The 17,845-nt window shown below is 66.5% G+C and carries 17 protein-coding genes; 11 read left to right on the forward strand and 6 right to left on the reverse strand.

Annotated elements, in window-relative coordinates:
• Nucleotide 1 precedes the first annotated feature (1 nt).
• Genes BOSE125_RS00305 through BOSE125_RS00320 form a run of 4 tightly spaced genes read left to right on the forward strand, consistent with a single transcriptional unit; the run spans nt 2 to nt 3,309 of the window.
• A complete protein-coding gene (locus BOSE125_RS00305; RefSeq protein WP_159548472.1) occupies nt 2–850 on the forward strand; it encodes a branched-chain amino acid ABC transporter permease in 849 nt (282 codons plus the stop codon).
• Nucleotide 851: 1 nt separating this feature from the next.
• Nucleotides 852–1,922: a branched-chain amino acid ABC transporter permease gene (locus BOSE125_RS00310; RefSeq protein ID WP_159548475.1), complete on the forward strand. Its 1,071-nt coding sequence runs from the start codon at nt 852–854 to the stop codon at nt 1,920–1,922.
• Nucleotides 1,919–2,620: an ABC transporter ATP-binding protein gene (locus BOSE125_RS00315; protein WP_159554485.1), complete on the forward strand. Its 702-nt coding sequence runs from the start codon at nt 1,919–1,921 to the stop codon at nt 2,618–2,620. Before BOSE125_RS00310 ends, BOSE125_RS00315 begins: the two co-directional genes overlap by 4 nt.
• On the forward strand, nt 2,617–3,309 hold the full coding sequence (locus BOSE125_RS00320; RefSeq protein ID WP_159548478.1) for an ABC transporter ATP-binding protein: 693 nt from the start codon (nt 2,617–2,619) through the stop codon (nt 3,307–3,309). Before BOSE125_RS00315 ends, BOSE125_RS00320 begins: the two co-directional genes overlap by 4 nt.
• A 101-nt stretch (nt 3,310–3,410) precedes the next feature.
• Here the strand turns inward: BOSE125_RS00320 and BOSE125_RS00325 are convergent, their stop codons facing one another.
• The 5 genes from BOSE125_RS00325 to BOSE125_RS00345 all read right to left on the reverse strand — a co-directional run bounded on the left by BOSE125_RS00325 (nt 3,411) and on the right by BOSE125_RS00345 (nt 9,566).
• On the reverse strand, nt 3,411–4,313 hold the full coding sequence (locus BOSE125_RS00325; protein ID WP_159548481.1) for an SDR family oxidoreductase: 903 nt from the start codon (nt 4,311–4,313) through the stop codon (nt 3,411–3,413).
• A gap of 93 nt (nt 4,314–4,406) precedes the next feature.
• The gene (locus tag BOSE125_RS00330; RefSeq protein ID WP_159548484.1) at nt 4,407–5,549 is read right to left on the reverse strand and encodes an acyl-CoA dehydrogenase family protein; all 1,143 of its coding nucleotides are present in this window, start codon (nt 5,547–5,549) and stop codon (nt 4,407–4,409) included.
• 37 nt (nt 5,550–5,586) lie between these two features.
• Nucleotides 5,587–6,387: an enoyl-CoA hydratase-related protein gene (locus tag BOSE125_RS00335; RefSeq protein WP_159548487.1), complete on the reverse strand. Its 801-nt coding sequence runs from the start codon at nt 6,385–6,387 to the stop codon at nt 5,587–5,589.
• Between the two features lie 225 nt (nt 6,388–6,612).
• Nucleotides 6,613–9,090: an acetoacetate--CoA ligase gene (locus BOSE125_RS00340; protein ID WP_159548490.1), complete on the reverse strand. Its 2,478-nt coding sequence runs from the start codon at nt 9,088–9,090 to the stop codon at nt 6,613–6,615.
• Complete coding sequence (locus BOSE125_RS00345) at nt 9,087–9,566, reverse strand: MaoC family dehydratase N-terminal domain-containing protein (protein ID WP_159548493.1); 480 nt, start codon at nt 9,564–9,566, stop codon at nt 9,087–9,089. The genes BOSE125_RS00340 and BOSE125_RS00345 overlap by 4 nt, the downstream gene beginning before the upstream one ends.
• Before the next feature lie 104 nt (nt 9,567–9,670).
• Here BOSE125_RS00345 and BOSE125_RS00350 point away from each other — a divergent pair, with 104 nt between their 5' ends.
• From BOSE125_RS00350 to BOSE125_RS00365, 4 genes are all read left to right on the forward strand, one after another.
• Nucleotides 9,671–10,903, forward strand: a complete 1,233-nt coding sequence (locus BOSE125_RS00350; RefSeq protein ID WP_159548496.1) for an acyl-CoA dehydrogenase family protein — start codon at nt 9,671–9,673, stop codon at nt 10,901–10,903.
• Nucleotides 10,904–10,993: 90 nt separating this feature from the next.
• A complete protein-coding gene (locus BOSE125_RS00355; RefSeq protein WP_159548499.1) occupies nt 10,994–12,103 on the forward strand; it encodes an acyl-CoA dehydrogenase family protein in 1,110 nt (369 codons plus the stop codon).
• A 119-nt stretch (nt 12,104–12,222) separates the two neighbouring features.
• Nucleotides 12,223–12,528 (forward strand): PaaI family thioesterase, encoded by a 306-nt coding sequence (locus BOSE125_RS00360; protein WP_159548502.1) that lies wholly within the window; start codon nt 12,223–12,225, stop codon nt 12,526–12,528.
• Nucleotides 12,525–13,319, forward strand: a complete 795-nt coding sequence (locus BOSE125_RS00365) for a hotdog domain-containing protein (protein WP_159548505.1) — start codon at nt 12,525–12,527, stop codon at nt 13,317–13,319. The genes BOSE125_RS00360 and BOSE125_RS00365 overlap by 4 nt, the downstream gene beginning before the upstream one ends.
• Nucleotides 13,320–13,412: 93 nt before the next feature.
• Here the strand turns inward: BOSE125_RS00365 and BOSE125_RS00370 are convergent, their stop codons facing one another.
• Complete coding sequence (locus BOSE125_RS00370; protein ID WP_159548508.1) at nt 13,413–13,919, reverse strand: thioesterase family protein; 507 nt, start codon at nt 13,917–13,919, stop codon at nt 13,413–13,415.
• Between the two features lie 203 nt (nt 13,920–14,122).
• On the opposite strand from BOSE125_RS00370, the gene BOSE125_RS00375 reads away from it, so the two are divergent.
• From BOSE125_RS00375 to BOSE125_RS00385, 3 genes are all read left to right on the forward strand, one after another.
• On the forward strand, nt 14,123–14,905 hold the full coding sequence (locus BOSE125_RS00375; protein WP_159548511.1) for an electron transfer flavoprotein subunit beta/FixA family protein: 783 nt from the start codon (nt 14,123–14,125) through the stop codon (nt 14,903–14,905).
• Between the two features lie 63 nt (nt 14,906–14,968).
• Nucleotides 14,969–15,958: an electron transfer flavoprotein subunit alpha/FixB family protein gene (locus BOSE125_RS00380; protein ID WP_159548514.1), complete on the forward strand. Its 990-nt coding sequence runs from the start codon at nt 14,969–14,971 to the stop codon at nt 15,956–15,958.
• Nucleotides 15,959–16,084: 126 nt separating this feature from the next.
• On the forward strand, nt 16,085–17,803 hold the full coding sequence (locus BOSE125_RS00385) for a cytochrome b/b6 domain-containing protein (RefSeq protein WP_236557741.1): 1,719 nt from the start codon (nt 16,085–16,087) through the stop codon (nt 17,801–17,803).
• Nucleotides 17,804–17,845 lie beyond the last annotated feature (42 nt).

The following is a 17,845-nucleotide window of genomic DNA, read 5'->3' on the forward strand; positions in this document are numbered from 1 at the left end:
GATGATCGCACAACTACTGAATGGCATTGCGCTCGGATCCCTCTACATGGTCCTCAGTTCCGGGCTGGCCATGATCTACGGACTCCGCGGGGTGACGAACTTCGCCCATGGGTCGCTGTATATGGCCGGCGCCTATGTGGCCATGAGCGTCAGTGCCAACGTTTCGTTCTGGGTCGCGCTGGTTGCCGCACCGATCGTCCTGGCCGTCGTCGGGGCCAGCTTGGAACTGATCTTCTTCCGCCGTCTCCAGCACCGAAACCATATCGAGGTCGGTCTGGTTACGTTCGGGTTGAGCATGATCCTCGAACGGGGCATCGTGTTGCTCTGGGGAGAGCAGACTCACACCGTGTCACCGCCGGAGTTACTGTCCGGCTCGCTGTCCGTCCTTGGCACGTCCTACCCGACCTACAGGATCTTCCTGATCGTCGTCGCGCTGGTGATGGCCGCCGCACTGGTCTCCTGGATCAGATACACGCGAACAGGGCTCTACGTGCGGGCCGCCAGCCGCGACGTCCAGGCTGCCTCCGTGCTGGGCATCAATGTGGACCGGGTCAGCCTGATCGTGGTCTGCGTGGGCGGGGCGCTGGCCGGACTGGCTGGCGCACTGGCGGCGCCGTACATATCAGTCAGTCCGACCATGGGCATGCAGATCCTGATCACCGTCCTCATCGTGGTGGTCGTCGGTGGAGCCGGCAGCCTGGGCGGGGCCATGGTCGCCGGTATGGCTCTCGGCATCCTCCAGACCGTCGGAAACATCTGGGTGCCGGCCGTTGCCGCCCTGATCCCGTTCGCGGCTCTCGTCGTAGTACTCGTGTGGCGGCCCCAGGGCCTCGCCGGAAAGCAGGCGTGACATGGCCATCGATGTGGATACCGGAACAGCGGAGGAAAATGGGCTGCCACACCAGCGGCGCCCAGTCAGACGTCGCGGCGGACGACTAGTGCTCTGGGTGAGCGTGGGAACCCTGGTGGTGCTCTTGGCCGGCCTCGCGATGCCGCTGGTGCTGACGAACCGCTACTACATGAGCTTGATGGTCGGAGCTGCCATTCTCTCGCTTCATGCCCTGGCCGTCGGGTTCTTAGCCCGCCATTTGGGGCTGATCAGTCTAGGTCACACGGTCTTCTTCGGCGGCGCAGCCTATTGCGTCGGAATCGCCATGACCCATTGGGGGTGGTCGCCGCTGGGTGCCGCCGTGTTCGGCCTGGTGGTGGCCACGGTCGCTGCTATTCCTATGGGAGCGCTGATCATGAGGTCCTCCGGAATGGTGTTCCTTATGCTGACGTTGGCCCTGGGGCAAGCGCTGTATACGATTTCCATCCAGCCGGTGTCCCGTGACATCACCGGAGCCCATGACGGCCTGCAACTGCAGGCCGCTCCGGACGCCACGTTCTTGGGCGTCGAATTCGGTGGCCTGCTGAGACCGGACGTCTTCTGGCCCTTTGCTTGGGTCGCACTCGTGGTCATCGTCTACCTGTTGTGGGTGTTGGCCAGATCCAGATTCGGAGTTCTCCTGGAGGGCATCCGCGAGAACGAGGAGCGCATGCGGTTCTCCGGTATCCAGACCTTTTGGCCACGGCTCCTGGCGTTCACCATTTCCGGGGCCGTTGCGGCCGTGGGCGGAGTACTCTTCGCCCTGAACGGCCAGTACGTGTCCCCAGAACTCCTCAGCTTCCTGGAAGCGGGCGACGCATTGGTATCCGCGATCATCGGTGGACTGGGCGTGCTGTTGGGCCCCATACTCGGCGCCTTCATCTACACATTCGGTCACTCATTCCTCAACTTCGGAGGAAATCTCCAGCTGTTTATGGGCGCATTGCTCGTCATCGTCCTGGTCTTTTTCCCGGGTGGCCTGGGCGGTTTGCTCCGCTCACAGGTGGCGAAGCGTCGCAAGAACAAGAAATCATCACAGGAGGACTCCTCATGAACCTGTTCGAGGGTCGTGACGTGACCGTTCGTTACGGGGCGGTCCGTGCCCTGGAGGGCGTCGATATTTCCGTGGATCCAGGTGTGGTCCATGGGATCATCGGGCCCAATGGGGCAGGAAAGTCGACGTTCATCGACGCCCTGTCCGGCCGGCGTCGTCTGTCCCGAGGGAAGGTCCTCCTGCGCGGGGACGACATCAGTAAGCGTTCGGTGGTATGGCGCCGCCATCACGGGGTGTCCCGGTCCTTCCAGAAGACCAGCGTGTTCTCGTCCATGACGGTGCGCGACCAGCTAGACATGGTCGGTTGGCAGAACGGTGAGCCGGACGTTAGCGAGATCGTCGACGTTCTGGACCTGGGGCCGGTCATGGACACCGTGTGCTCGGAGATCGCCTATGGAACCCAGCGTTCGGTGGATCTGGCGATGGCCCTGATCGGCCGGCCTGACGTCGTGCTGTTGGACGAACCATGTGCGGGATTGGTCGCCTCCGAATCGATTCGCACGTTGGAGCACATCCGCTATCTGTGTCAGGAGCGCGAGGTGGGGGCCCTCGTGGTTGACCACAATGTCGAAGGGATCTTTGGAACCTGCGATGTGGTATCCGTGCTCAATCTGGGCCAGCTGCTGACGACCGGCGAGCCTGCCACCGTCCGGAAGGATCCTGCCGTGATCGAGGCTTACCTGGGGAGTGCCGCATGACCGCCTTACTCGAGTTCAAGAATGTCTACGCCTCGTACGCGGGGGCCGTGGTGCTTCAAGACGTGTCCTTCTCGATCGAGGAGGGGGAGTTCGTCGGTCTGGTGGGGCGCAACGGTGCTGGTAAGAGCACGGCGCTGCACTCGGTCTACGGAATCCCACAGGTGACCGGGGAAATCCTCATTGACGGCAAGCCGATCAGTCGGAAGCGTTACGAGCCGGCCGCCCGAGGAGTTAGTCTCGTGCCCCAGGGCAAGAGCATTTTCCCGAATCTCACGGTCGAGGAGAACCTTCTGCTGGGCAGGGCGGCCAATCGCACGGGTGATTGGACCGTTCAGGCCGTCTATGAGATCTTCCCCAACCTGTCGCGCGGATCCAAGCGATTGGGGACCCAGCTCAGCGGTGGAGAGCAACAGATGCTGGCGATCGGACGTGCGCTGATGGCCGCCCCCAAACTGCTGCTACTGGATGAGCCGACGGAAGGTTTGGCACCGGTGATCGTTGACGAGTTGGTCGGGGCTCTGCAGCAGATCCACGAGCGTGGCACCGCCGTCCTTCTGGTGGAACAGCACGTCGGCATGATCCAGAAGCTCGCGACCCGGTTCATCGCCTTGCGGACCGGCGAGCTGGCTGCCTCGGGGCCGACTGCGGAGCTGCGGTCCCGTGAGGTGCAGGAGATCATCGCGCTCTGATCCGCGCGTACAAAGAAACAGTGGCCTGCGAGGATTACTTCCCCGCAGGCCACTGTTTCATGCCGTGAGTCAAGCGCCGCTCGTCGGCGATGTGCTGTGCCCTAGACGCTGCGTTGGGCCTTCGAGGCTTCGGTGGCGGCCTTGGACTTCTCGCGGGCCTCGGCCCAGTCCTCGTCGGTCATGGTCGTGAGCCCGGCGAAGGTGCCGGGGCCGGCCAGCATCTGCCCGCCGTCCATGACGATGGTCTGCCCCGTGATGTAGTCGCAGGCGTCCGTCAGCAGAAAGATCGTCAGGTTGGCCAACTCCTCCACCGTGCCGGGGCGGCCTGCCGGGACGGTGTCGAACTGGGTGGCACCCGCTGAGGAGTTCTCCGTGGGATTGAGCATCTCCCAGGCGTATTCGGTGGGGATCGGCCCAGGGGCGATCGCATTGATGCGGATGCCGTACTTGGCCCACTCCACGCCCAGGGACATGGTCATGGCGTTCACTGCGGCCTTGCCCATCGCGGAAGGCACCACGAAGGCCGAACCGGTCCAGACCCACGTGGTCAGGGTGGACAGCACGCTGCCCTTGAGGCCTTGGTCGATCCACCGCTTACCGGCCGCGTGGGTCACATGGTAGGAACCCTTCATCACGGTGGAGGAGACGGTGTCAAAGCCGCGGGGGCTCAGGTCCTTGGTCTGGGCGATGAAGTTCGCGGCGGCGTTGTTGATGACGCCGGTCAGCGGCCCGTGCTCGGTCCAGATCTGCTCCATGGCGGCATCCACGCCGTCGTAGTCCTTGACGTCCACTGTCTGGATGTGAACCTTGCCCGGTGCGTTGGCCGAAGCCTCGTCGGCTGCCTCCTGCAGGACTGCCTCGCGACGCCCCCACAGGTGGACCTCGGCGCCGTGTTCGGCCAAGTGCTTGGCGACGCCGCGGCCGAGGCCGGTGCCGCCGCCGGTGATGAGGATGCGCTGGCCGGACAGGATGTCCTGCCGGAACGGTGAGGGGTGCTTCGTCATGGTCTCGCCTTCTTCGGTCTGGGTGGTGCTGGAAGGTGACCGGCCGGCGTCCTGCTGGGATGGGAAGCACGACGCCGGCCGGCAGGGTAGCGCTCAGGGGCGCCCGAGCAGGGCCTTGGCGATGATGTCCCGCTGGACCTCATTGGCCCCGCCGTAGATGGGCGGGGCGATGGCAGCACGCAACTGGGCCTCCATGCCGTACTCCTTGGTGAATCCATTTCCGCCGTGCATCTGGATCCCCTCGAGCGCCGCCTTCTGCGCGATCTCGGTGCATCGCGACTTGGCCATGGCGGACTCGGAGGCCAGGGCGTCCTCGAGCCCAGCATCCACCTTCGCGGCGGCGTCGTACACGAACGAGCGGGCCATCGCGATGTCCGTGGCGAGGTCGGCGATGCGGTGGCGGAGGGCCTGGAAGCTCGCCAGCTTCGTGCCGAAGGCCTCGCGCTCTTTGATGTACACGATCGTGTCGTCCAGGGAGCGCTGGGCGGCACCCAGGCTCATGGCGGCGATGATCAGCCGCTCCACGCTCAAGCCGCGCATGAGCTGTTTCCAGCCCTGTCCGGCTTCTCCGACCACGGCCGAAGCCGGTACGCGGACGTCCTTGAAGAACAGCTCGTTGACGGTGTGCGGCTCCATGGTCTCGATGGCGACCATGTCTAGGCCCGGGCTGTCAGCGGGAACCATGAGCAGGGTCAGGCCCTCGTGCCGGGTGCCGGAGGTGTCCTCGCGGACCAACAGGAGGATGTTCTCCGCCAGATGGGCGGCGGTGCACCAGGTCTTCTGGCCGTTGATGACGTATTCGTGGCCCTCGCGTACGCCCTTGCACCGCACGCCGGCCAGGTCCGAACCCGTATTGGGTTCGGAGAGCGAAATCGCCTCGAGCCTGCCCGCGGCGAGGTTGGTACAGATGGTGGTCTTCTGCTCGTCGTTGCCCCACTTGAGGTAGGTCTGGGCGGCGGTCAAACCGGTGGAGTAGGAGTGGTTCAGAGACAGACCCCGGGATGAAGCCTCCAGGAAGACCACCTCGTCTAGGAAGGTCCCGCCCTGTCCGCCGTACTCCTCGGGTAGGGAGATGCCGAGCCAGCCGAACCCGGCCATGTCCGCCAGCACCTTCCGGGACGTGGTCTGGGTGCCGCCCTCGGTCAGGGCGTCACGCTGGGCCACGGTGGCCGTGGTCTGCGCGCAGTAATCCCGGACGGAGTCGGCCAGAGAGAGTTGTTCGTCGGTGAGCTGCATGGAGAGATCCTCTCTGGGACCGTGTGGTGGGGTCGGTTCAGATCTGATGAGCGCGGAAGTCTGGCTCACGCTTCTCGTTGAACGCGGTGATGCCTTCCTGCGCCTCCTCGGTCTCGCCGAACATCTTCAGCGTCGAGTAGGCCATCTGGCCGACACCGGCGAAGTGCTCGGTGTCCGAGTTGAAGGACTGCTTGAGGACCTTCAGTGCGGTGGGGGAAAGCTTGAGGATCTCGTCCGCCCAGGAGCGGACCTCGGAATGGAGTTGGTCCATGGGGACGGACTTGTTCGCCAGCCCCCAATCGACGGCCTGCTCAGCCGAGTAGCGGCGGCAGAGGAACCAGATCTCCCGCGCGCGCTTCTCGCCGACCGCGCGGGCCATCAGGCCGGTGCCGAAGCCGGCATCGAAGGAGCCGACGCGCGGGCCGTTCTGCCCGAAGACCGCGTGGTCGGCCGCAATGGTCAGGTCGGCCAGCAGATGCAGTACGTGGCCACCTCCGATGGCGAAGCCGTTCACAGCCGCGATCACCGGCTTGGGAGTGTCCCGGATGACTCGATGCAGAGAGTCGATCTCGAACAACCCGGAGTCCGAGGGGCCGTAGTCACCGCTCTCCATCCGCTGCTTCTGGTCACCGCCGGTGCAGAAGGCCTTCTCTCCGGCACCGGTCAGGGCCACCACGCCGACGGCCGGGTCGTTCCAGGCCGTTTTGAAGGCCATGACGAGTTCGTCCACGGTCCGGGCGCGGAACGAGTTGTATCGGTCCGGTCGATTGACGGTGATCCAGGCGAGACCGTTGTCCACCTCGTAGGTGACGTCGGTGAAGTCCTCGACAGCAGGCATGATTCTCCTTGAAGAAGCGGGCTAGGTGATTCCGGTGGCCTCGTCTCTCGCGATTTGGCCTTACCATTTACTGAGCCTAGGTGTGTGAACGCTCGTTATCAATAGGCTTCGGACGAAAGATTCTTCCAGGGCCATCGCTGCATCATCGATCAGGTTCGCCCCGCATCGGGAAGTGCAGGCACTGCTTGCCGTGTCGCGCATCACGAGTCTGGACCGCCACCATGCTTACCGTCCTTTCCGGAAGGCCTTCGCTTGTTCGGCGTACCAGTCGAGGACGGTGGGGTCTTCTGCGGTGCCGCGGTTGAGGGTTTCAGGTCCGGCGCCTTGGAAGAGTTTCTTGATGGGGACTTCCATGAGTTTTCCGGTGCGGGTCTTGGGGACGGCGGGGGCTTCGATGATCTCGTCGGGGACATAGCGGGGGGAGACCTCGGTGCGGATGGCCGTGGTGATGGCGTCCTTCATGGCCTGGTCCAGGGTCTGGCCGGCGGTGGGGACCACGAAGAGGGGCATGTAGTAGTCGCCCCCGGAGAGTTCGGCGCCGATGACCATGGAGGCGGCCACATCCTGGACCCGGTCCACTGCTTGGGTGATGTCGGCGGAGCCCATGCGGATGCCGCCGCGGTTGATGGTGGAGTCGGAGCGGCCGTGGATGATGAACTGTCCGCCGTTCAGTTCGGTGACCCAGTCCCCGTGGCGCCAGACGCCGGGGAAGTCCTCGAAGTAGGAGGAGTGGTACCGGGCCCCGTCGGGATCGTTCCAGAACTTGATGGGCATCGACGGCATCGGCCGGGTGACCACGAACTCGCCGACCTCGTTGAACACCCGGTTCCCGGTCGGGTCCCAGGATTCGGCGGCCACGCCGAGACAGGCGCCCATGAGCTCACCGCGGTAGGCGGGGTCCAAGGGGTTGGAGCCGATGAAGGCGGTGGCCACGTCCGTGCCGCCGGAATCGGAGCCGACCCGCAGGTCCTGGCCCACGGACCGGTAGATCCAGTCCCAGGTGGAATCCGGCAGCGGCGAACCCGTGACCATCATGGCCTTCAGTGCCGAGAGGTCGTAGCGGGTGTTCGGGGCGATTCCGGACTTCTCGATCATGGTCAGCACGGCCGCCCCGGTGCCGAAGAACGTGGCCTGGTGGCGGGCGATGAGTTCGAAGTGCCGGTCCGGGCCGTCGTGGGTGGGGGAGCCGTCGTAGGTGACGATCGAGGTTCCCACGGTCATGGTGTCCACGACCATGTTCCAGACCACCCAGGTGGTGGACACGGCAAAGTAGGCCCGGTGGTCCGGGCCGAGGTCGTAGTGCAGGCCGTTGGCCTTGAGGACCTCCAGGAGCACACCGCCGTGGGAATGCACGATGCCCTTGGGTTTGCCGGTGGTCCCGGAGGAGTACAGCACCCACAGCGGGTGACTGAAGTCGACCTGTTCGTAGTCGGGTTCGGCGGTGCGGGTCACGATCTCAGAGAGCCGCAGAACATCGTCCGGCAACGGGCCACAGGACCCGGCGGGGAACTGGTCGGCCACGATCACGTGCTCCACGGTCGGCAGGACCTGGCGCAGGTCACCGATGCTGGCGGTCATGTCCCGGACCTTGCCGCCGAACTCGTAACCGTCCACCGTGAACAGCACCTTCGGCTCGATCTGGGCAAAGCGGTCGGCCACGCCCTGGACACCGAAGTCGGTGTTGACCACGGACCAGACGGCGCCGACGGAAGCGGTGGCGAGCAGGGCCACCACGGTCTGCGGGATGTGGGGCAGCACAGCGGCCACTCGGTCGCCCGGCCGGATGCCGAGCCGGCGCAGCTGAGCGGCCAGGGCCGCGACCTGGCCCTCCAGCTCGCCCCAGGTCAGAGTGGTTGCGGCCAGGGTCTCGTGCTCGCCGATGATCGCGAGTTCGTCCGGACGGTCGGCGGCGTGCCGGAGTAGGTTCTGGGCGTAGTTCAGCCGGGTTCCCGGGAACCAGTCGGCCCCCGGCATCGAATCGTCAGCCAGCACCGCGCCGGGACGACCCAACTGCGGTTGCACCGAGGCCAGCACCTGGAAGTACTCCCACACGCTGCCCCAGAATCCCTCGAGGTCGATTACGGACCATTCGTGGAGGGACCGGTAGTCGGTGGTCTGCACCCCGCGGTGCTCGGCCACCCACCGCTGGAAGTCGCGCATCCGGGACCCCTCCACGCGTGCTGCGGACGGCGACCACATCAGCGTGCGATCCGCGCCGCCGTCGTGCCCTGCGCCGGTGTCTGCCGGTGCCGGCGCGGTCACCACTGCCTTTCCCACGACGACGGCGTTGCCGCCCACCGAGGCGGTCAGGTCTAGTTCCGCGCGGTTCCCCGCTGATCCCGCCGGGGCTCCAGGGGAACCGTTGTGGACGGCGGTGAAGTTGATGGTGTCGCCCAGGGAGACAGGTGCTTTGAACTGGACGGAGAAGGAGTGCAGGTTCTCCACTCCGCACCAGTCGGTGAGCCATCCGGACATCAGTGCCGCCGTGAACTGCCCCATGGCAATGGGGACGTCGAAGCCGGCCTGGCGGGCGAACGCCGGATCGTGGTGCAGGGGGTTGAAGTCGCCGCCGGCCCCGGCGAATCGGACGACATGGGTTTGGGTCACCGGGCCGAAGTTCCCTGGGGGAACGGCGACCGGGGCGCTGGCGCCGGTGTCTGCGGTGGCCTCGGGAGTGTACTGGTCCTCAACGCGGTTGCTCATCGACGTCCCCTTTCAAGGATGGTCTCCTGTTGGCGGATGGCCACTTGGCCGTGCCGGTCCCGGTATACGGTTTCCAGGGTGATGACGCGCAACGGCGAACCGCTGCTGCTGGTCTTGGTCACGTCCCCGGTGACGACGCGCCGCCCAGTGAGCGAGTCCCCAGCAACCAGTGGGCGGACGTAGTCCCAACTCGTGCCGCCGACCATCACCCGAGGCAGGTCGAGCCCCAAAGTCTCCAGCATGGACTGCGCCGAGCGGTGGTGACCGGCAACCACCACGTGCGTTGCGGTGGCGGCCACGTCCGGAAGGTGGCGCCGCTCGGCCTCCCTCCGGTCGGTGTGGACCGCATCGTGGGCGCCGGTGGCCCTCGCGAACTCGGCGATCTTGCCGCGTTCCACATCGAAGGCGACCTCGTCCACGATCGTGCCCACCAGGTTTCCGGTGCCGTCGCCGGGCTGCTTCGCTTCGTGATCCATCGTCGTCCTCCCGTTGTCCATTTCGGGCTAGTCATTATGGGCTAGCCAATTCAAATGGTCTGACCTAAAGTTCACTCTAGCGAAAGAACGATGAAGGGACGAGCATGGATTTCTCCGAGCGACCGGACGAGGCGCAGTTCCGCACCGAGGTGCGTGCCTGGTTGTCCGAGACACTCCCCACCCTGCAGTGGCCCGAGCCCCCCGAGCTGGAGGACAAAGTGCCGTTCTGGCGCCCCTACCAAACAGCGCTCTTTGAGGTAGGCTACGCCGGACTGACCTGGCCCCAGGAGTATGGCGGCCAAGGCCTGGACGAGCGCATGTCCTCCATCTTCTCCGAGGAGTCCGCCCATGCGGGGGCCCCGGAGCGGCTGAACACCATCGGCGAGGACTTCGCCGGCCCCACGATCGCCCACTTCGGCACGGCCGAGCAGAAGGAGAAATATCTGCGGCGGATCCTCACCGGCGAGGACATCTGGTGCCAGCTCTTTTCCGAGCCCGAGTCGGGATCGGACCTGGCCTCGCTGCGGACCAAGGCCGTCAAGGTGGACGGCGGGTGGCGCATCACCGGCCAGAAGATCTGGACCTCGCGCGCCCAACTGGCTGCCCACGCCATCCTGTTGGCGCGCACCGGGGGAGGGGAGCGCCATAAGGGCATCACGTACTTCCTGCTGCCGATGGACGCCGAGGGCGTCACGGTCCGACCCCTGGAACACATGCTGGGAGAGGCCGAGTTCAACGAGGTGTTCCTGGACGAGGTCTTCGTGCCGGACTCCGCCGTCGTGGGGGAGGTGGACGGCGGCTGGCGGGTGACCATGGGCACCCTGGCCTTCGAGCGCGTGGCCATCGCCACCGGCCGGGTGAACACGGTGAAGGAGATCCGGAATCTCGTGGACGACGTTCGCTCGCGTACGGATGCCGACGGCAACCCCCTGGGTGCCGATCCGCACGTGCGACGCAGGGTGGCCGACCTGTGGGGGCGGGTGCACCTGCACCAGGCCATCAGCCAGCGCGTCATCTCCGGTGCCACTGGTGGGGAACCGCCCGGAGAGGTCACCTCCATCGGCAAGCTGTTCTTCTGCCCCCTGGTGGAGGACCTGGCCGACTTCGGCCTGTCGCTGGAGCCGCTGAACGACCAGTTCGACCTCGAGGACGAGGTGGCCGCCGTCGGCACCGGTGGTCTGGGCGCTGCCGAGCACGAGGCCGGCCCGCAGGACCAGGGGCATCGGCACTGGCTGCGATTGGCCAACCAAGCCCGCGGCACCGCCATTGCTGGCGGATCCACCTACATCCAGCGGAACATCGTGGCTGAACGCATCCTCGGGATGCCCAAGAAATAGACCGTTCGCGGGGCCCACGGCGGCTACCGCTGAGATCTGAACCACCACGAAGAATACGGGCCACAGTGGTCCAGGAAGTGCGGGAAGACCATGGAGTGGAAATTCTCCGAAGAGCAGGAGGCCTACGCCGAGGCGCTGCAGGACTGGCTGTCCGGCGTGGTGGACTCCGAGAAGCTTCGCGGTTGGTTCGATTCCGGTGACGCATCGGCTTTCGCCGAGACGTTCGCCCGGGACTGGGCCGGCGTCGGAATCCCCGAGGAGGACGGCGGCCAGGGCGGCGGGCTCGTCGAGCTCGCCCTCACAGCCGAGCATCTCGCCCGGGTCGACGCGCCCTCCGCAGCCTGGCTCGCCACAACACTGGCCGTACCGGCGCTCGCCGGACGCCCAGCCGAGGTTGAAGAGGCCGTCGGTGGGCAGACCGTCGCCCTGCTGGCCTCCGCCGACCGGATCCCCAGCGCCGCGGTTCCGCTTCAGGGCGGAGCGAACGGTCTCACTGGCTCGGTCGCTCGGGTCCTGGCCGGGGATATCGCGGTGCGGTTCGTCGTGCCGGTCACCGGGGCGGACGGCCTCGAACTCCACGTGGTCGACGCCGGCCAGGAGAGTGTGCGGGTGACGCCGCGTCGGCTGCTGGATCGGTCCAGGACCCTGGCGGACGTGACCCTGGATGGTGTGGCCTCCCAACGGCTCGACGTCGACGCCGTGTCCGTGCTTGAAACGATCAGCCGCCGCGCCGCCGTGCTGGTGGCCGCCGACACCCTCGGCGCGAGCCAGGCCATGCTCGACCTGGCAGTGGATTACTCGAAGCAGCGCCAGCAGTTCGGCGTCTTCATCGGCTCCTTCCAAGCCGTCAAGCATGCCGCGGCCTCCATCATGGTGGCCGTGGAGGCCGCCCGTTCGGCCGTCTACTACACCGCGGCATCCGTGGACTCGGATCAGCCAGAGGCGGCCCTGCATGCCGCCGCCGCCAAGGCCCAGATCACGGCCGAAGGGGCGCGGTCCGCGGACACCGCCCTGACGATGCACGGGGCCATCGGATACACGTGGGAACACGACCTCCAGCTGTACTACAAGCGGGCCAAGCTCAACGAAGGGCTCTTCGGATCCCCGGGTGCGTGGAACGATCACATCGCAGATGCCTTGCTGTTGACAGCGCGAGATCAAGCGACGCCCCGGCTGCTTGGCGCGGGAGCGAGTGTTTGAATGGCCCCGTAGATGTAGACGCCGTTCAGCTGCAGAAGCTGCTGATTCCGCATGGACGAGCGGAAGAACTCTTCGGGCTGTCGGGATTGGGACTTTCGGGCGCGGACTCTTTCGGCACCATGGCACCGGGGCCGTGGAGCCGGGAACAGGACGGCCGGTTCGCGGCAGGCGTCCACGGCGTGCTGGCCGACAATGTCCTGGCCCAAGCGGTCTTGGCGCACCGACGTCCGGACATGTGGGCCGTGACCACCGAGCTCGCCTTCGACTTCTTTGCACCACCCGTCGAGGGCCAGGAACTGACGGCATCGGCGAGGGTGCTGGTCGTGGACGCTGGTGGCGGAGGATCGCGCGGTCGCATCATCGACGAGAGCGGCGGGGCCGTGGCTGACGTTTCGGTCAACCGGACGTTAGGCGACGTGCCATGACCTTTCCGATCATCTCCGGCCCGGCGGAACGGGTCTTCGGTGTCCATGAGATCTCCCCTGCCGCCCCTGAGATGGAGGTCCGAGCACGAACACGGCGCTGGGTGGAAGGCAGCGACGGGGACGCCCCTGTCGGGGTCCTGGGTGTACCCGTGGACAATGCCACGGGGTATGCCGTCATCGCCGGTGCGCCCCCGGGGCATTGGTCTGTCACCACGGAACTCTCCCTTGATGTCTTCGGACCGATTCCCACGGATGGCAGTGATCTCGTCGCGTCGGCGGCGCTGGTGCACAGCAATGCTTCCACTGGATTCTCCGAGGGCGAGGTGGTAGATGCACTGGGGTGCACAGTGGCCCGGATCCGCCAACGAGGTCTCTTCGTGGCGGGATATCCGGGGGCGGCCACGTCTGTTGCTGTGCCGTCAGCCGGTCCCGGCCCGGTGGACCTGGGCGCCTTCTTCGGTGTGGTGTCCAATGGCTCGCGAAAACCCGGTGCGGCGGAGGTCGACGTGACCGCCGATCTGGTCAATCCGATGAGGAACCTGCACGGGGGTGTGGGGCTCTGCCTGGTGGAATGGATGGCCCGCGAAAGGCTGCAGGTGGTCAATGGTGACGGATTGCGCACGACCTCGATCCATGTGTCGTATCTACGCCCCGTCCCGATGGGCTCCACGGTCCGGGTCTCCACGGAAGTGCTGCATTGCGGTCGTAGCTTTGGCCTGGTACACGTGACGGCGTCCCTGCCGAACGGCAAACCTGTTCTCGTCGGCAGGGTGACCGGTGGAGCAGCGTAGGACTGGCGGGGGTGCGAGTGGCCTCCGAGGCCTAACATCAGGGACGACGGCGGCACCCGGCTTCGGGCGCCGCCGCCCTTTTCGCGTTGTTGGCTACCGGGCCCGGGGGCCGAGGATCCCGCAGGTCGGGGCCGGCCAGTTCAGGGCAAGGTCCTGTGCCACCAGCCGGTCGTAGGCCGCGGCGACGTCCTCGGGGAATTCCACTCCCCGGCGGGTGTCCATGTTGACGTGGACGAGGACCGTTTCAAAGATGCAGGCCAGCCGGTCCTTTCTGCGGTCCATGATGAGCGCGACCATGTGGCCGACCTTGGCGCTTCGCTCCAGCGTCCGGACGTGGACGGTGATGGGGGCGCCCAGCTGCATCTCCTGCAGGTAGGTGAGGTGCTGTTCGGCGGTGAAGACACCCATCCGGCGTTCGGCACGATAGTCATCGTCGATGCCCGTGGCCCGGCAGACCTGATCGGTGGAATGACCACCCAGGTCGACATAGTGGCGGATGTTCATGTGCCCGTTGACGTCGATCCAATCGGGGTGGACCTCGTCCTTCCAAGCTGGCTCGATCTGCAGGATCTCATCGGTGCTGGGAGTGGTGCGGGTCATGACCATGGTGGTCTCCTCTAGGCCGGGGCCGACGTCGGGCTCGGTTATTTGGTCTTACCTTATCGTCATGGGCGCTCTGGGTCACAATGTGGCGTGAACTCGATCACTCATCGGAATTTACTAGGTAGCCCTAGTAATTAGCAGGAGGTCCTAGTACCTTGGTGCGCAGATCGAATACCACCCCGTGTCGAGGAGAGCGCTCCATGAAGATTGTTGTGTTGGCCAAGCAGGTTCCGGATACCTGGTCGGATCGGAAGATCGACTTGGAGTCGGGTTTGTTGGATCGTGCCGCGTCGGAGCCGGTGCCGGATGAGATCAATGAGCGGGCGTTGGAGAACGCGTTGGCGTTCAAGGATGAGAACAAGGACACCGAGATCGTGGTGGTCGCGATGGGTCCGGAGGATGCCACGAAGACGCTGCGCAAACTGCTCTCGATGGGCGCGGACTCCGCGGTCCTGGTCAGTGATGTTGCCCTGGCTGGTTCGGACATGGTCCAGACCGCACGGGTGCTGGCCGCAGCGATCGAGAAGGTCGGCGGGGCCGATCTGGTCGTGGCGGGCAACGAGGCCACGGATGGTCGGGGCGGGATGATCCCGGCCATGGTCGCCGAGGTGCTGGGGCTGCCGGTGCTGCCGGGCCTGGACGAGATCCAGATCGCCGCGGACCGGGTCTCGGGTGAGGCCGTGGTGGACGGCGGGGCCCTGCAGGTCTCCTCCGATTACCCGGCGGTGGTCTCGGTGACGGAGAAGACGGCCGAGCCGAGGTTCCCGAACTTCAAGGGGATCATGGCGGCGAAGAAGAAGCCGTTGGAGAACTGGTCGCTGGCGGACCTGGGGATCCAGGCCGGCCCGGAGGCCGCCTCGGTGCGGTCGGTGATGGTCTCCGCGGCGGCCCGTCCACCGAAGGAAGCCGGCCCGAAGGTCGCCGATGACGGCACCGCGGCGGCGCAGCTGGCCGAGTTCCTGGCCACGAACCGGCTCATCTGAGCCCGGCCACCCCCTGATCTGATCTGTGAATCGCACGAGACTTTTGAGTTGAAGGAAACACACATGGCGAACGTTGGAAATGTACTGGTTTTGATCGAGACGACCGCCGAGGGGGCTCCGAAGTCCACGGCGGCGGGCCTGCTGGGCGCCGCTGCCGGCCTGGGGAACCCCGTGGCGGTGGCGGTGACCGCCCCCGGCCAGTCCGGGAACCTGGCCGCCGACCTGGGAGCCCTGGGTGCGGGGCAGGTCTACCTGGCGGAGTCGGAGTCCGCGGCCACCGAGTTGGGCTCCGCCGCGGTCGGTGCCTTGGCCGATGCGGTGCAGGCCTTCTCGGCACCGGTCGTGTTGCTCTCGGCCACGAATGATTCCAAGGCGGTGGCCGGGCGTCTGGCGATCGTGGCCGGCGGATCCGTGGCCAGTGACGTGGTCGGCATCGTCTACGACGAGGAGGGTCAGGAGGTCATCGCGTCCCATGCGGTGTTCGGTGGGGACTTCACCACCGAGTCCACCGTCGAGGGTGGCCTGTTGATCGCCACCGTGCGCCCGGGCTCGATCGAGGCCCGCGCCGAGGCCGTGGCCTCCCCGGAGGTGACGACGGCGGCGGTGTCCACGCAGGCCGCGAAGGGTGCCGTGATCGATTCGGTCAGTGAGGCTCCGGCCTCTTCGGACCGTCCCGCGCTGCGGGGGGCCAAGGCCGTGGTCTCCGGTGGCCGTGGGGTGGGCTCGAAGGAGGCCTTCTCCGTGGTCGAGGACCTCGCCGATGTCCTCGGTGCCGCGGTTGGTGCCTCCCGTGCGGCGGTGGACGCCGGCTATGTCCCGCAGTCCTACCAGGTCGGCCAGACCGGTGTGACGGTGACCCCGCAGCTGTATGTGGCGTTGGGGATCTCCGGGGCGATTCAGCACCGGGCCGGGATGCAGACCTCCAAGACGATCATCGCGATCAACAAGGACGAGGATGCCCCGATCTTCGAGGTCGCGGACTTCGGGATCGTCGGCGACGTGTTCACCGTGGTCCCGCAGCTGATCGAGGAGATCGGCAAGCGCCGCAACTGATCTCCGCTTGCCTGCGCCGCCCGCAGAGCACCACGGCTTGCGGGCGGCGCAGGCAAGCGAAGGCACCTTCCTCCCCGGCGCATCTGGCGCACCGTGATGATCCCCTCAGAAGGACTGAATACCACCATGAGCAGCGAGCAGAACCCGGGACAGTCTCCGGCACGACGCCGGATGGCCGGCTACACACCGGTGGTCGCGCAGCCCGAAGCCCAGGCCACCGAGCACGAGGTTCCGGCCCCGGCCGTGTCTGAGCCCGAGGCCACGGCCCCTGAGGCCCAGGTGCCGGAGCAGGCGACCGCGGCCCAGACCCCGGCTCCGGCTGAGCAGCCGGAACCGGCCTCCGCGGCCCCGACGGCCCAGCCGGAACAGACGCCCGAGCCGGCGGCAACGGAAGCCCCCGCCCGGAAGCGCCGGATGGGCAGTGCCCCCGCCCCGGCTGCAGCCGCCTCGCCTGCAGCGCCGGCCGGCCCGGAGACACCGGCCGAGCCTGCCGCAGGTGAGCGAGCGGCATCTCCGGCCGCTTCGAACGCTCCGGCCTCTGGTGCGCCGAAGCGTCGCATGGGCGGCGCTCCGGCGGCGCAGGCCGCCGCCCCGTCAGCGCCGGCGCCTGAAACCCCGGCCGCCGGGACCGACGGGGCGGCAGCCGCCCCGAAGAAGCGGATGGGCGGGGCCCCGGCTCCGGCCAAGACCCGGATGGGTGGCGCCCCGGCTGCGGGGACCGCGACTTCCACTGCGCCGGCTTCCACCCCGGCTGCCTCATCTGCGGCTGCCACCGCGTCGCCGTCCACGGACTCCTCCTCCGCACCCGCTGCTGCTGCCGCCTCCACGTCTGGAACCGCCACGCAGACCGCCTCGGCCAACCGGCCGTCGTCGGGCAGGATGGGTTCGGCGGGAGCCGCCGGAACTCCAGGACCGGCCGGCGCGGCGACGCCCGAGAAGCCGGAGCGCCCGTGGGTGAAGCCGGCCCTGATCATCGGCGGCCTGGTGGTCGTGGCCGTCGCCGTGGTGCTGGGTGCCCGGTGGTTACGGACCCTGGAGGGCGTGCAGGAGTTCATCGCCACGTATGACGGTCATTCCACCCAGCTGGATGCGGCACCGGAGGGCATGCCCTGGTGGATGGGCTGGCAGCACTTCTTCAACATGTTCCTGATCGTGCTGATCATCCGCACCGGCCTGCAGGTCCGCAATGAGCGCAAACCCCCCGGGTACTGGACGGCGAAGAAGGGCTCGTTCTTCTCCCCGAAGGGCAATACCCCGAAGAAGGTGTCTCTGACCCAGTGGCTGCACCAGTCCCTGGACGTGCTCTGGGTGCTCAACGGGCTGGTCTTCATCATCCTGCTGTTCGTCACGGGCCATTGGATGCGGATCGTGCCCACGGACTGGGACGTGTTCCCGAACATGCTCTCCGGTGCCATCCAGTACGCCTCCCTGGACTGGCCCACCGAGAACGGCTGGGTGCACTACAACGCCCTGCAGACGGTTGCCTACGGCTTCACCGTGTTCATCGCGGCCCCGCTGGCGATCCTCTCCGGCATCCGGTTCTCCACCTGGTGGCCGGACAACGCGGACAGACTGAACAAGATCTACCCGGTCGAATGGGCCCGGGCCACCCACTTCCCGGTGATGCTCTACTTCGTGGGCTTCATCATCGTGCACGTGTTCCTGGTGTTCTTCACCGGGGCCCTGGCCAACCTGAACCACATGTACACCTCACGCGACGTCGTGGACTGGTGGGGCCTGGTGATCTTCCTGGTCTCCCTCGTGGTCATCGCCGCGGCCTGGTTCCTGACCAAGCCGCTGTTCACCACCCCCATCGCCGCCCGCATGGGCAAGGTCTCCAAGTAACTCCCGCAGCCAACCCGTGATCCGGGCGTGGCCACGCACAAA

The sequence above is a fragment of the Citricoccus sp. K5 genome (assembly GCF_902506195.1).
Classification (GTDB): domain Bacteria; phylum Actinomycetota; class Actinomycetes; order Actinomycetales; family Micrococcaceae; genus Citricoccus.

Bases quoted from the DNA above. Each gene is read 5' to 3' on its own strand.
- BOSE125_RS00305 (WP_159548472.1), top strand. From the start codon at position 2: ATGATCGCACAACTACTGAATGGCATTGCGCTCGGATCCCTCTACATG.
- BOSE125_RS00310 (WP_159548475.1), top strand. From the start codon at position 852: ATGGCCATCGATGTGGATACCGGAACAGCGGAGGAAAATGGGCTGCCA.
- BOSE125_RS00315 (WP_159554485.1), top strand. From the start codon at position 1,919: ATGAACCTGTTCGAGGGTCGTGACGTGACCGTTCGTTACGGGGCGGTC.
- BOSE125_RS00320 (WP_159548478.1), top strand. From the start codon at position 2,617: ATGACCGCCTTACTCGAGTTCAAGAATGTCTACGCCTCGTACGCGGGG.
- BOSE125_RS00325 (WP_159548481.1), bottom strand. From the start codon at position 4,313: ATGACGAAGCACCCCTCACCGTTCCGGCAGGACATCCTGTCCGGCCAG.
- BOSE125_RS00330 (WP_159548484.1), bottom strand. From the start codon at position 5,549: ATGCAGCTCACCGACGAACAACTCTCTCTGGCCGACTCCGTCCGGGAT.
- BOSE125_RS00335 (WP_159548487.1), bottom strand. From the start codon at position 6,387: ATGCCTGCTGTCGAGGACTTCACCGACGTCACCTACGAGGTGGACAAC.
- BOSE125_RS00340 (WP_159548490.1), bottom strand. From the start codon at position 9,090: ATGAGCAACCGCGTTGAGGACCAGTACACTCCCGAGGCCACCGCAGAC.
- BOSE125_RS00345 (WP_159548493.1), bottom strand. From the start codon at position 9,566: ATGGATCACGAAGCGAAGCAGCCCGGCGACGGCACCGGAAACCTGGTG.
- BOSE125_RS00350 (WP_159548496.1), top strand. From the start codon at position 9,671: ATGGATTTCTCCGAGCGACCGGACGAGGCGCAGTTCCGCACCGAGGTG.
- BOSE125_RS00355 (WP_159548499.1), top strand. From the start codon at position 10,994: ATGGAGTGGAAATTCTCCGAAGAGCAGGAGGCCTACGCCGAGGCGCTG.
- BOSE125_RS00360 (WP_159548502.1), top strand. From the start codon at position 12,223: ATGGCACCGGGGCCGTGGAGCCGGGAACAGGACGGCCGGTTCGCGGCA.
- BOSE125_RS00365 (WP_159548505.1), top strand. From the start codon at position 12,525: ATGACCTTTCCGATCATCTCCGGCCCGGCGGAACGGGTCTTCGGTGTC.
- BOSE125_RS00370 (WP_159548508.1), bottom strand. From the start codon at position 13,919: ATGACCCGCACCACTCCCAGCACCGATGAGATCCTGCAGATCGAGCCA.
- BOSE125_RS00375 (WP_159548511.1), top strand. From the start codon at position 14,123: ATGAAGATTGTTGTGTTGGCCAAGCAGGTTCCGGATACCTGGTCGGAT.
- BOSE125_RS00380 (WP_159548514.1), top strand. From the start codon at position 14,969: ATGGCGAACGTTGGAAATGTACTGGTTTTGATCGAGACGACCGCCGAG.
- BOSE125_RS00385 (WP_236557741.1), top strand. From the start codon at position 16,085: ATGAGCAGCGAGCAGAACCCGGGACAGTCTCCGGCACGACGCCGGATG.